A 12,829-nucleotide genomic window follows, 5' to 3' on the forward strand; every position below is an offset into this window, starting at 1 on the left:
TCGCTCGAAAACGACGGTGGCCCTGGGTGATTACGCCCAGGGCCACCGTCGGGTCAGCGACTACTTCTGCTCGTACGTGCCCACGATCGTCGCGCGCGCGATGGCGTGCGAGAACAGGTTGAAGCCGAGGTAGGCAGGCGTCGCGGAGCCGTCGAGGCCGAGGCTCTCCACGTCCACCGCGTGCACCACGATGAAGTAGCGGTGGTAGCCGTGTCCGGCCGGCGGTCCGGCGCCGACGAATCCGGGGAACCCGCCGTCATTGCGCAGACTGATCGCGCCGCTCGGCAGCGCCCCGCCTTCCTCGCCGCTGCCAGCGCCGCTGGGCAGCGAGGTGACGCCGACCGGAATGTCGGCCACCGCCCAGTGCCAGAACCCCGCGGCCGTCGGCGCGTCCGGGTCGTACACGCTCACCACGAAACTCTTTGTCTGCGGCGGGAATCCGGACCAGGACAGCTGCGGCGAGATGTCCTTGCCGCCCGCGCCGAACACACCGCTGACCTGATCGTTGCCAAGCGGCTGGCCGTCGGTGACATCGTCGGAGGTCAGCGTGAACGACGGCAACTGCGGGAGCGCGTCGTAGGGATTGTAGGAGTAATCGGGCACGGATTGTCCTTTCGTCAGCTGTTCAGCAGGAAGTGTTCCAGCACCCTGGTGCCGAATTCGAGCGCCTCCACCGGAACTCGTTCGTCGACACCGTGGAACAGCGCCGTGAAGTCCAGTTCCGGCGGCAGCTGCAGCGGCGCGAAGCCGAAGCAGCGAATACCCAAGCGGGCGAACGCCTTCGCGTCGGTGCCGCCCGAAAGCATGTAGGGCACAGTGCGACCCTGCGGGTCGTTGGCGAGAATCGCGTTGTTCATCGCATCGACCAGGTCGCCGTCGAATGTTGTTTCGTACGAGTCGAGTTTGGTGATCCACTCACGTTCGACGTCGGGGCCGATCAGCTCGTCCACCTCACGCTCGAACGCCGCCTGCCGACCGGGCACCACCCGGCAGTCGACCACGGCCTCCGCGGTCTGCGGGATCACATTGGCCTTGTATCCGGCCTGCAGCATGGTCGGATTAGCCGTATCACGAAGCGTCGCACCGATAATCCGCGAGATGGTGCCGAGCTTGGCCAGCTGGCCCTCGATATCGGGACTGGCCGGATCGAACTCCAGCCCGGTCTCCTCGGCGACGGCGGCAAGGAACTCGGTCACCGAATCCGACATCACCACGGGGAAGGTGTGTTTGCCGAGCCGAGCGACCGCGGCGGCCAGAATGGTGACCGCATTGTCCTCGTGCAGGAACGAGCCGTGACCCGCACGGGCCTTGGCGCGCAGCCGCATCCAGCCGAGCCCCTTCTCGGCCGTCTCCACCAGATACAGCCTGCGTTCGGTGCCGTCCTGGCGCGGCACGGTCAGCGAGAAGCCGCCGACCTCGCCCACCGCCTCGGTGATTCCCTCGAACAGGTCCGGCCGGTTGTCCACCAGCCACTGCGAGCCCCACTTGCCGCCGTTCTCCTCGTCGGCAAGGAAGGCGAACACGATATCGCGCGGCGGCACGGTCCCGTCGAGTTTGAACTGGCGGGCGATGGCAAGCATCATCCCGACCATGTCCTTCATATCGATGGCGCCGCGACCCCACACGTAACCGTCGCGCACCGCACCCGAGAACGGGTGCACACTCCAGTCCGCCGCCTCGGCGGGCACCACATCCAGGTGGCCGTGCATCATCAGCGCGCCCCGGCTGGCATCGGCGCCCTTCAGCCGCGCGAACACATTCCCGCGCCCCGGCGCGCCCGACTCCACATACTCCGTCGTATATCCGGCCTGGTGCAGTTGATCGGCCACCCATTCCGCGCACTCGCGCTCCCCCTTGGTGGTGGCCAGCTCGCCGGTGTTGGAGGTATCGAACCGGATCAGCGCACTGACCAGGTCCACCACCTCGTCGACCGCGCGCGAGCTGCTGTTGGGGACTGATCCTTCGACAGTTGTGGACACGTACCCTTTCCTACCACCTGTCCGCCCCCGCTCTCCCATCCCGCCCACCGCGCGGTTCCCACGCCGCCGTGGCGGCACAGCGTACGGTGCCGATCACGTCGACCGCGGGGTTCAGCATCACGCTGATCGCAACACCGCGCCGCCCCAACGGCATAACCACTCAGGGCGTGTCGAACGCGAGCTTCAGTCCGAGCGCGACCAGGACCGATCCGGTGATGCCTTCCATACCTCGTTTGACCGACGGGCGATCGAGCCACGCTCTGCCGAATCGGACGCCACAGATGAGCGCCGTGCACCACAGGATTCCTTCAACGAAATGGACGAGCGTCAGCGCCGTGCCCATCAGCAGATGCGGCGCCTGCGGCGGGATGAACTGCGGCAGCATCGCGATGTAGAAGACACCGACCTTGGGGTTGAGCAAGTTCGATGTCGCACCGCGCAGCCATGCGCGCAGCACGCTGCCACCCGCTACGGCGTCAGGCGCGGCGTGGCCGTCCCCGGTGCCGGAACGCCACAGTGCGACCAAGCCGGTGATGCCGAGCCAGATCAGGTAGACCGCACCGACAATGCGCACCACCGTGTATGCCCACTGCGACGTAGTCAGCAACACCGACAACCCGCATGTCGCCGCGATACCCCACACCAGCAGTCCACTGCCGACGCCCAATGCGGTCGCGAACGCGGTGCGGGTGCCGTGGACAAGCGCCGAACGCAGCACGAGAGCGGTATCCACCCCTGGAACCACGGTCAACAGTCCCGCGACGACGGCGAACGACACCAGGGCTGCCCATCCACTCATCCACCCAATCTAGCTGCCGCAGAGCGGGTTCCACCACATCGTCTGGTCTCACTCGAGCGAAACCTGGTGGCGCGATGGGCGATTGGTTGGCAGAGTCGAGGGGTGCCTGATACCGATGTGTTGATTGCCGGAGGCGGACCGACTGGTCTGTTATTGGCGAATGAACTTGGTTTGGCCGGGGTACGCACCATCGTGGTGGAGCGTGACCCGACTCGCAGTGGGCAGTCCAAAGCCCTCAATTTGCAGCCGCGGTCGGCGGAGATCCTGGACTGGCGCGGGTGGCTCGGGCTGATGGACGAGTACGTCCTCGCCAACCCGAAATGGGGCCACTTCGCCGGAATCCCCTTGAATTACGGTGAGCTGGACAGTCGATTCTGCTATCAGATCGCCATCGTGCAGTCCGACGTGGAACGCACATTGGAAGCCAATCTCGAGCGCTTCGGCATCACGCCGCGTCGCGGCCACGAACTGGTCCGCATCGACGCCGGTCTGGCGCCCTGCGACGAGCAGGTCACCGTGACCGTGCGTACCCCGGACGGCGAGCAGCAGATCACCGCGTGCTATCTGGTCGGCACCGACGGTGGGCGCAGCACCGTGCGCAAGCTGACCGGTGTCGCGTTTCCCGGCCGTGACGGCCATTCGCCCGCCGTGGTCTGCGACATCACGCTGCGGCGCAAACCGGCCGGACTCGCCGAGTCCTGGACGTTGCCCGAATTCGACACCGAGAACGCCGATTTCGCGTTCCTGCTGCCGCTGCGCGACGAGGTCTATCGGTTCGCGTTCGGCGGTACGGACCAACTCGGCATCGACAAGGACGCCGTGATCACCGCCGAGGAGGTCCAGCGCGCGCTGGCCCGCTCCTACGGAACCGAGATCGAACTCGGCGAGCTGCGATCCGGGTCCCGATTCACCGACTCCGCCCGGCAAGCGACCGAATACCGAACGGGCCGAGTGTTTCTCGCCGGAGACGCCGCACACATCCACGCCCCGCTCGGCGGGCAGGGCATGAGCCTCGGCCTGCAGGACGCGTTCAACCTCGGCTGGAAACTGGCCGCCGACATCAACGGCTGGGCGCCGCCGCACCTACTCGACACCTACCACGCCGAGCGGCATCCGGTGGCGGCCGCGGTGCTGACCAACACCCAGGTGCAGACCGTGCTGACCGCGCCACATCCGGACGCGCTCGCGGTGCGGGAGATGATCACCCGGCTGCTGCAGGTTCCCGACGCGAATCGTCAGGTGGCCGAGGACATTTCCGGAATCGGCGTGCGATACGACCTCGGACCGGGACGCGGCCATCGGATGCCCGATCTGGCTCTCACCGACGGCGCCCGGCTCGCCGACCACGCACGCGACGGGTCGGGGCTGCTGCTGGACAGCAGCCCCGACCATCGGTTCGCCTCGATCGCGGACGCGTGGAAACCTCGAATCCGTTCCGTCACCGTCGATCACGGCGCACTGGACGCGCCAGCGGTGCTGGTCCGCCCGGACGGATACGTCTGCGCATCGACCGATGATGCCGAATCCCTCTCGGCGGCACTGCAATACTGGTTCGGCTCGCCCGACTGACTCAGCGGTTGAGGTGCTGCTGTGCCGCGTTGCCCACCCGGCTCAGCATCTCCTCGAGCACCGGCCGGAAGGTCGCGAAGTTCAACCGCGCGAATCCCGCACCGCCTGGCCCGAAATCAGGCCCGGACAGCAGCCGCACTTTGGCGTGCTCGAGGAAGAACGCCGCCGGATCCTGGTCAAGCTCGAGCCCGCGACAATCGAGCCAAGCCAGATAACTCGCCGCGGGACGCAGGAATCGGATTTCCGGCGGCAGCGCGTCGGCGACCAGGTCACGATTGCCGATCAGCGTCTGCCGAGTCCGCGCCAACCACTCGGCACCTTCCTGCCACGCGGTGTGGGTCGCGAGCACGCTCAGCGCGCTCACCTGGCCGTACAGCTGCGGCGGTTGCGCATCCAACGCCGCACGAACCCGGCTGTCACCGACATGGGCGACGCAGCAGCGCAGGCCAGCCAGATTGAACGTCTTGCTCGCGGAATTGAGAGTGACTGTGCGCCTCGCGATTTCCGGACCGAGCGAGGCGAGCGGGATGTGCCGATACGGCTCATGGGTGAGCTCGGAGTGGATCTCGTCGGAGATCACGAAGAGGTCGTTGCGGCAGGCGATCTCCGCGATGGCCGATAGCTCGTCGCGATCGAACACGTGCCCCGTCGGGTTGTTCGGATTCACGAGAATCACAGCGCGGCAGCCGTTCCGGCGAACGTCCTCGGCCATCTGCTCGATATCGAAGGTCCAGCCGTGCTCCCCCGCGATCATCGGAATGGGAACAAGTCGCCGCCCCATCACCTCCAGCGTCTTCAGAAACGGCGGGTACGTGGGCGTGTGCACGGCGATCGCGTCACCCGGGCGGGTCATCAGTTGCAGCACGATCTGCAGCACTTGAATCAGCTCGGTGAAGACATACACAGCGCCCGGGTCGACGGTGAAGTCATAGCGGTCGCGCATGCGATCAGCGAAGGCCTGCTGCAACGGATTCCGGTCCGGCCGGTCATCCCACGCCGGATATCCGAGATCGCCATCCGCGCCATGCCGCAGCACCGCACGCACCTGATCCGGCACCGGAAAGTCCATGTCCGCGATCCACCCCGGCAGCACATCCGCCCCGGCCTGCGCCCACTTGATGCCCACCCGCTGCCGAAGCACATCGATATCGACAAGATCGTTCATGGACTGAACCCTAGAAGGAAAGCCACCGGAGGCGATTGACAATTTTCCCGGTCACACGCAAGAATCTTGCGTGAGCGTTCTTCCGTTAGACGACATCGACCACCGGCTGCTCGAGCTCGTGCAGGTCGATGCGACCCGGCCCCTGCACAAGCTCGGCGAGCGAGTCGGACTATCCCCCAGCGCGGTTCAGCGCCGACTCACCCGCCTGCGCACCGGCGGGGTGATCACCGCAGAAGTAGCCGTGATCGATCCGCGCGCCGTGGGGATGGGGTTGACCACCGTGGTGCTCGTCGAGCTGACCCGCGACGATGCCGACCACTACGCCGCCTTCTGCGCGCGCGTACTCGCCGAGCCAGCGGTGCAGCAGTGCTATTCCGTTGTCGGCCAATGGGATTACGTGGTGGTGATGATCACCGAAGACCTCGCCGCCTACCGCCGGATCTCCAACGACCTCTTCGTCAGAGACAAGTCCGTGCAGCGCTACGAGACACTGCCGACCTACGAACGGGTCAAAGCCCAACTCGCCGTACCGTTATCGCTATCGGGCCAAGAGACCAAACCGTAATGGCGTTCACAGGAACTGCACGGCTAACTGTTGCCGACGCCACGGGTTTGAGCTGTTTACTAGAAGGGTGCAGTTCGGCACGCACCAGGGTCCAGCCAAAGGAGGTCAGGACATGTGCTCGGCACCTGTCACCGATGGCCCCGATCCCGAGGTGGTGCGGCTCACCGGCACCGCGTGGGAGTCGTTGAGCAGACGCGGTTCTCGCTCCCTCAATGCCGACGCCGCGGCTGTCGCGGCCGATCCGGCCGCCGGGCGAACCGCCTTCGTCGTCGCCGATGGCGTCGGCGACCACCTGGCCGCCGTCCGGGCGGCGCGCACCGCGGCCGAGGTCGCCGCGCGCGTCGGGGCACACAGCGGAGCGCACGCCGGAATCCTTGCCGCCCAAAGCGAATTGCTCCGCCAGCTCCCGCAACCGGAGGCCGATAGCGTTCTCGTCGTAGCCGTGTTGCCCTCCCCTGGCCAGCCCGACGGACCCTGCGATATCGCCTGGGTCGGCGACTGCCGCGCCTACCGCTGGAACGGACGCGTCCTGCACCAGATCACCATCGACCACACCGTCGCCGAATTCTGGCGGTCTCGCGGATATGGCTCGGCACCGCGCCTCGACCACATCGTCACCACATCGGCCCGCACGGTGCGCCCCGCCGACATCGGCACCGCCACCACCGGCTCGAGCACCGGCAGGCTGCTGCTGAGCACCGACGGCGTGCACAAACGCCTCGACATGGCCACGATCAAAGCGATACTCGCGAACCAGAAATCACCCGCGAACGCCGCCGACACGCTGGTGGACAGCGCCCTGCGCGCCGGCGGAACGGACAACACCACCGCCCTCGTCGCCGACTGCCGCCCACTCCCCTGACCCGTGTGGAATATCGGCCACAGCGCGTCGGCCACCGCGGCACGCGAGCCTGATCCCGGGCCGGTTCCTCGAAATAGAGCGACGACCAACTGTCATTTGCTGCAAATTCGCTCTGCTTAATCACAGATGATCACGGTTCGGTAACGTCGCCAACTTTCGGCGGTCTACCAGGGCTAATCTTCGACGGTTGCTGTTCTAATATGCCAATGCCGGGGTTGCCTCGGACGCTCAACCATGCACTCGGAAATCAGTTGTACCGACTTTGCCCGGGAAAGTGGAGCGCGATGCCTCAGGAATTGCTCGTCGGGATCTGTGCCGCGGTGATCGCGGTGGGGGTATTGGTCATCGGGGACCGGGTTCGCCCGAGATCGTGGCGGCAGAACAGTGACGAATCGTCAAGTCACCTCGCGCTCGACCTGGCCAAGACCATGTTCACCGCGGTACTCGCCTTCCTCTTCGTTGCCTGCTGGAACCAGAACCAGAACGCGTACAACCACACGATCACCGAGTCGAAGGGCCTGGTGGATACCTACCTGGCCATCCACGAGATGCCGGGACCGGACCGGCAGCGCATCCAGAACAAGGTGCGCACCTACACCGACGCGGTGCTCAAAGACGAGTGGCCGGTGATGGAGCGCGAGAGCCGACTCAACGAATCCACCGGGCAGTCCCTGGACGCACTGCGCGACGCCGTGATAGCGGTGCGGTCCATGGATCCCGCGGTCGTCGAGGCCCGAGCCCGCGCGCTGGCCGGTATCGACCGGGTGACCCAGGCGCGCCATGATCGCGCCATCGACGCGGCCCGATCGGTCCCCCAATTCCTGTACATCGCATTATGTTTCGGTGCGGTACTGGTGTTGCTCAACCCGGTACTGACCGGTATGCAGGTCACCCGGCGCAGCGTCGCGATGACCGCGCTGCTCGGCATCGTGATCGGCTCCTCGCTGCTGGCCATCCACGACCTGGAGCGGCCGTTCTCCGGGGTGCTCGGCATTCCGACCGACGCGTTCGGCTACGCCAAATCGCAGTACGATCAGAGCGACCGGCAAAGCAACCAGCACAGCACCGGCGGCCGGCTCACTAGCGACGAATGAGGCTGCCGCAGCGGAAGTCCGGCGGTGCCGCGCCGCGAATGACCAGGGGCGCAAGGAGCTTGGTCGTGCTGAGCGCCTGCGTTCCGGCGGCTGTGCTGTTCGGGGGTCCGGCTGCCGCCGACGAGGCGATCCCGAACCCATCGCCCACCGCCGATGTCGCGACGGAAAACGCAGCGCCGCAAGAGGTCCCGTCCGGTGATGCGGTAGGCATTCCATTCGGGAAAGCGGCTACGCCAGACGCACCGGCCGAAAAGTCAGCGCCGCCACAAGTTCCGGGCGACGGTACGGCCCCGCCACAAGTTCCGGCCGAAGGCGCAGCGAAGCCACAGGTTTCGACCGAAGGCGCGGCCCCGCCACCGGTTCCGACCGATGGCACCGCCGCACCCCAGGCCCCGACGGGAGACGCCGCCACGGCAGGCATCCCATTCGGAAAGGCCACCAAGCCGGACGCACCGGCCGCAGACTCGCCCCCGCCGGACGTACCAACCGAAAACACGCCACCATCGGGCGTCTCGACCGGAAGCGCAGCGCCCCAAGATGTCTCAACAGGAAGCGCAGACTCGGCAGATGTCGCCTCCGGCAGCGCGGCCGTGTCGGACATCGCGACCGGCAGCGCGTCCGAAGGCGGCCTGCTCTCACTAGAGCCGCCGACGCCGCCCGCCGCGAGCGGAACTCTCGATACCACCCGCGCCATCGATCCCGATGCCGAGATAGACGAGAACCCAACGTCGGCAAAGGAAGCCGCCGTCGGACCGGCCGCGCTCGGGCTCGACAGCGGCAGCGTCATGACCGCGTGCGCGGGCAGCGCGGTGACCGGAGGCGCGCTGTTGTTCCTCGGCTCGGCCGCGGGCTCCGGCTTGATCGGGCCGGGCATGCTGGCACCACCCTGGTGGGCAGTGGTCGGCTCGGCTGGATCTGCCGTTATCCCACCCGGTTTCGGCTCGAGCGGGTCGGCGCTGGGCAGTGCCGCCGTCGGCAGTGCGGTCACCGGTAGTGCGGTGCTGACGTGCCTGCTCGCGCTCTCCACCGCCCCGACCCCGCCGGTGCCCACTTTTCCCCTGTTGATCCCGCCGGCGGTACCGACTCCGCCACCACCCGTCCTGCTGGTGGCCGCGCCGGTCGCCGGATCCGACCCCGAATCCCAGGCTGGTTCCGAATCATCTACTGCGCCAGGCCGATTCCCCGTCGCGGCGACGCCTACCGATACCGACGAGGCCGCGGCGGGCGCCGATGTTGTCGGTTGGGACACCCTCGAGGTCGTCACACTGCTGGTGATGCTCGTGATCATCGCTTACCAAGGCTCACCCGAAGCGTATCGGAAGCGACCGTTGCCCGTGGACCGGAAAGACTAGCCCACTGCCGGTTCGTGCGCCGCCGCGGCCATGGCGCTGCCGGTAAGCTCGACCGAGCGCACCCGATCATCGATCTGGGTGGCCGAGTGGGCAAGGATCAGCTCGTCGGCACCGATGGACGCGGCGAAATCGTCCAGGTACGCAACGACTTCGGCGGGCGTGCCGACGGCGGTGTACGTGGTCATCGAGGCGAGCTGACGGCCGTTCGGCGAGGCGAGGAACGCATCGATCTCCGCGTCGGTGTAGCTGGCGTCGGCGGCACCGCGCTTGATGAACATTCGCGTCCGAGTGCGGTAGGCAATCGTCTTCTGCTCCACCGCTTCCTCGGTGTTCTCGGCGGCGAACACGTTCACCCCGGCCATCACGTACGGCTCGGCCAACTGCTCCGACGGCCGGAAACTCTCGCGGTAGACGTTAACCGCCTGGTGCAACGCGTCCGGCGCGAAGTGCGACGCGAAGGCGTACGGCAGGCCGAGCTGCGCGGCGAGCTGCGCGCCGAACAGCGACGAACCCAGAATGTACAGCGGCACAACCCCTTCCGCCCTCGGCACCGCTTGCACGCCGGACACCCGTGACCGGCCGCTCAGATAGCCCTGCAGTTCCAGCACGTCCTGCGGGAAGGAGTCCGCCGACGCCGGGTTGCGGCGCAGCGCGAACATGGTCTTCTGGTCACTGCCCGGCGCCCGGCCGAGCCCGAGGTCGATCCGGCCGGGAAACAGCGTCTCCAGGGTGCCGAACTGTTCCGCGATCACCAGCGGCGAGTGGTTGGGCAGCATGATGCCGCCGGAGCCGAGCCGAATTGTGTCGGTGTGTTCGGCGATGTGTCCGATGAGAACGCTCGTCGCGCTCGACGCGATCGAGCCCATGTTGTGATGCTCGGCGTACCAGACGCGCCGGTAGCCGGTGCGTTCAGCGGCCTGCGCCAGTGCGACGCTGTTGGCGAAACTGTCGCGCGCGGACTGGCCGGGCGCGATCGTCGCCAGGTCGAGGATGGACAGGGCAGTCGACATAGGACGTTGCCTTTCGTAGGTCAAAGAACGCGGTGCAGTTGTTCGGTGAAGGCACGGATGCGGGCGTCGTCGCGGCGGTAGTAGATCCACTGCCCGCGCCGGGTGGCGCTGAGGAATCCGGCGCGCTGCAGGACCGCCAGGTGCGCCGACATGGTCGAGGCCGACGTTCCCGCCTTCTGCTGGATGAGACCGGCGCACACGCCCACGTCGGCCGTGTCACCTCGCCCAGGGAAGTGCGCATCGGGGTCTTTGAGCCACTCCAGCACCCGCAACCGAGTCTCGTTGGCCAGCGCCTTGCACTCGTCGAGCACATCCACCACCCTTCGGCATTTCGCTAATTAACGAACTTACGCCGCCCCGGACCGACCGGCACCATGACCCTGCTCACTCGACCCCGGGCCTAGCTTCGGGCGCGCCATCCGGCCGGCGGGTCCTCACCGACGCGCCCGTCCACGGCTTCACGCAGGAGATCGGCGTGGCCGGTGTGTCGGCCGTACTCCTCGATCAGGTCGCACACCAGTCGGCGCAGGCTGAGCCGACGGCCATCCGGCCACGAGAGATGGACGAGTTGGTCGAGCCCGCCGTCTGCCAATGCCGCGGCGAGCTTCGCCCTCGACCGTGCGATGGTGTCGTCCCAGAGTGCGTAGAGCACTTCGGGAGGGTCATCGGCGGCCGAGGTGAAATCCCAGTCGGGGTCGGCGCCCCAGTCGACCGTGTCCCAAGGCGGGCCGACCGGCGCACCGATGAGTTTGGTGCTGAACATCTGTTCTTCGGCCCGCGCAAGATGTTTGAGCAGTCCGCCGAGCGTCAGCGAGGAGGCGCCGACGCGGACCCGCAAGCCCGCCGAGTCTAGGTCGTCGGCCTTCCACCGAAAGGTCGTGCGCAGCCGCTCGAGCGCGCCGACAAGATGCTCGACCTCGGTACCGGCGATAGGCGGTTCCCATGGCGTGTCGCTGGAGCCCATGGAACAACCGTAGATCAGTAGGCGATGAACAAGATTTCGTCGCGCGAGTACTCGTGGCCCGGGTGGTTCTCGGCGAGGTGGGCCTGCGTCTTGCGGACCAGGTCGTCCTCGTCGGCTCCGACGATGCGTTCGCCGCAGGGGCAGTTCAGGTTTCGCTTCATCAGCTGTTCCTTCGAACTCAGGTCGGCGGGCGCAGCGAACCACTGGGCAGGCCGATCTCGTCAGTGGCCACCGCGGGGTGGATCTCGGGGACGCCCGAGGGTTTGCGCCGCGGTCGGCCGGGGAGCGGCTCGTCCTGTCCGGCGACCGCGACGGCGTTGCCACCCCGCCGCTTCGCCCGGTACATCGCCGAATCGGAGCGCCGCAGCAGGCGGCGGTAGGTGGCCACATTGTTGGGGTCAGCGGTGCTCGACCCATCGAGGACCGCGATGCCGACGCTCGCGGTGATCGCCAGGGGCAGCCCGGGCATGGTCTCGATCGCCTTGCGCAGCCGTTCGCCGACGGTGGCCGCGTCTTCGTACAAGCAGCCGACGATCACGAACTCCTCGCCGCCGGTGCGCGCGATGAGGGCATCGGAATCGGCCGCCTCGCGCAATCGCTGTGCCGTGCGCATCAGCACCTCATCGCCGAACGGGTGACCGAACGTGTCGTTGACGGCTTTGAATCGATCCATGTCCAGCGTCGCGACGTAGGCCGACTCGCGACGGCAGTGCACGATGTGCGAGGACAGGTAGGAGTCGAGGCCGCGCCGGTTCAACAACCCGGTGAGCGGGTCCGACAGGGCGTCCGCGCGCAGCAGCCAGTGGCAGAACTGCACGAAGGGCAGCATGACGCCGACCACGACGAGCATGACAAGGACAACGGCGAGACCGAGGGCAAGATCTTCGCGCTGGTGTCCCCCGCCCGCTCGCGTGGCGTCGGCCAGTTCGCCGCGAAACATCAGGAACGCCAGCACCACGCTCGTCAACAACGTCCATCCGACATGCAATGCCAGAATCCGCGGACTATGGAATACGGTCACGTACGCACCCATCGCGGTCAGCAGCACAACGCCTAAAACTCCGACGACGCGATCGTGCACCAGCAAATCGTTGGCGGTGGTGTCGATATCGAAAAGCACTATCCAGACAAGGGATTCGATTTCGCGGGGCCACGGCAAAAACCACCAGCGCAGCGTCCACAGTCCGGCGACAGTGGCCTCGACGCCGCCTTGCACGTCACCGACCCAGCCAGCCACGTCACCCTGCGCCACCGAGGCGAGGACCGCGATCAGCAGCATGACCAGCCCACCGGCGCCGAGCATGAACTTGAATCGACCGAGCGCACCGTGCGATTCGAACGTCTCGACCAGGGCACGGTAATCGACGGGATCGCGCCACCATGTTCGAAACATCGATCGGTCGTCGGTCAATCCATTACCGCCTTCGGTCGACAACGGACCCGGGTTTTCGCCCGTGGTCGCCCCTGGTC

Annotated in this window: 14 protein-coding genes; 5 read left to right on the forward strand and 9 right to left on the reverse strand. The window is 66.8% G+C overall.

Annotated elements, in window-relative coordinates; genetic code table 11:
• Positions 1-60: 60 nt before the first annotated feature.
• The 3 genes from OG203_RS02795 to OG203_RS02805 all read right to left on the reverse strand — a co-directional run bounded on the left by OG203_RS02795 (position 61) and on the right by OG203_RS02805 (position 2,778).
• Positions 61-603 (reverse strand): YbhB/YbcL family Raf kinase inhibitor-like protein, encoded by a 543-nt coding sequence (locus OG203_RS02795; RefSeq protein WP_405164063.1) that lies wholly within the window; start codon positions 601-603, stop codon positions 61-63.
• Positions 604-617: 14 nt separating this feature from the next.
• Complete coding sequence (locus OG203_RS02800; RefSeq protein ID WP_405164064.1) at positions 618-2,018, reverse strand: M20/M25/M40 family metallo-hydrolase; 1,401 nt, start codon at positions 2,016-2,018, stop codon at positions 618-620.
• A gap of 121 nt (positions 2,019-2,139) precedes the next feature.
• Positions 2,140-2,778: a LysE family translocator gene (locus OG203_RS02805; RefSeq protein WP_405164065.1), complete on the reverse strand. Its 639-nt coding sequence runs from the start codon at positions 2,776-2,778 to the stop codon at positions 2,140-2,142.
• A gap of 102 nt (positions 2,779-2,880) precedes the next feature.
• Here OG203_RS02805 and OG203_RS02810 point away from each other — a divergent pair, with 102 nt between their 5' ends.
• On the forward strand, positions 2,881-4,347 hold the full coding sequence (locus tag OG203_RS02810; RefSeq protein ID WP_405164066.1) for an FAD-dependent monooxygenase: 1,467 nt from the start codon (positions 2,881-2,883) through the stop codon (positions 4,345-4,347).
• Between the two features lies 1 nt (position 4,348).
• Here the strand turns inward: OG203_RS02810 and OG203_RS02815 are convergent, their stop codons facing one another.
• Positions 4,349-5,512: a MalY/PatB family protein gene (locus tag OG203_RS02815; protein ID WP_405164067.1), complete on the reverse strand. Its 1,164-nt coding sequence runs from the start codon at positions 5,510-5,512 to the stop codon at positions 4,349-4,351.
• A gap of 70 nt (positions 5,513-5,582) precedes the next feature.
• Here OG203_RS02815 and OG203_RS02820 point away from each other — a divergent pair, with 70 nt between their 5' ends.
• From OG203_RS02820 to OG203_RS02835, 4 genes are all read left to right on the forward strand, one after another.
• Positions 5,583-6,077: an Lrp/AsnC family transcriptional regulator gene (locus OG203_RS02820; protein WP_405164068.1), complete on the forward strand. Its 495-nt coding sequence runs from the start codon at positions 5,583-5,585 to the stop codon at positions 6,075-6,077.
• Between the two features lie 112 nt (positions 6,078-6,189).
• Complete coding sequence (locus OG203_RS02825; protein WP_405164069.1) at positions 6,190-6,939, forward strand: PP2C family protein-serine/threonine phosphatase; 750 nt, start codon at positions 6,190-6,192, stop codon at positions 6,937-6,939.
• A 284-nt stretch (positions 6,940-7,223) separates the two neighbouring features.
• Positions 7,224-8,033, forward strand: a complete 810-nt coding sequence (locus OG203_RS02830; RefSeq protein ID WP_405164070.1) for a hypothetical protein — start codon at positions 7,224-7,226, stop codon at positions 8,031-8,033.
• Positions 8,034-8,623: 590 nt separating this feature from the next.
• Positions 8,624-9,385: a hypothetical protein gene (locus tag OG203_RS02835; RefSeq protein WP_405164071.1), complete on the forward strand. Its 762-nt coding sequence runs from the start codon at positions 8,624-8,626 to the stop codon at positions 9,383-9,385.
• Here OG203_RS02835 and OG203_RS02840 read toward each other — a convergent pair.
• From OG203_RS02840 to OG203_RS02860, 5 genes are all read right to left on the reverse strand, one after another.
• The gene (locus tag OG203_RS02840; protein ID WP_405164072.1) at positions 9,382-10,395 is read right to left on the reverse strand and encodes an LLM class flavin-dependent oxidoreductase; all 1,014 of its coding nucleotides are present in this window, start codon (positions 10,393-10,395) and stop codon (positions 9,382-9,384) included. The two genes, OG203_RS02835 and OG203_RS02840, sit on opposite strands and share 4 nt — an antisense overlap.
• Positions 10,396-10,415: 20 nt before the next feature.
• Positions 10,416-10,706, reverse strand: coding sequence for an ArsR/SmtB family transcription factor (locus tag OG203_RS02845; RefSeq protein WP_405164073.1), 291 nt, complete (start codon positions 10,704-10,706; stop codon positions 10,416-10,418).
• A gap of 89 nt (positions 10,707-10,795) precedes the next feature.
• On the reverse strand, positions 10,796-11,359 hold the full coding sequence (locus tag OG203_RS02850; protein ID WP_405164074.1) for a DUF664 domain-containing protein: 564 nt from the start codon (positions 11,357-11,359) through the stop codon (positions 10,796-10,798).
• 14 nt (positions 11,360-11,373) lie between these two features.
• On the reverse strand, positions 11,374-11,520 hold the full coding sequence (locus OG203_RS02855; protein ID WP_405164075.1) for a DUF1059 domain-containing protein: 147 nt from the start codon (positions 11,518-11,520) through the stop codon (positions 11,374-11,376).
• A 17-nt stretch (positions 11,521-11,537) separates the two neighbouring features.
• Positions 11,538-12,752: a diguanylate cyclase domain-containing protein gene (locus tag OG203_RS02860; protein WP_405164076.1), complete on the reverse strand. Its 1,215-nt coding sequence runs from the start codon at positions 12,750-12,752 to the stop codon at positions 11,538-11,540.
• Between the last annotated feature and the right edge of the window lie 77 nt (positions 12,753-12,829).

This window comes from Nocardia sp. NBC_01499 (genome assembly GCF_045040275.1).
Taxonomy (GTDB): Bacteria; Actinomycetota; Actinomycetes; order Mycobacteriales; family Mycobacteriaceae; genus Nocardia.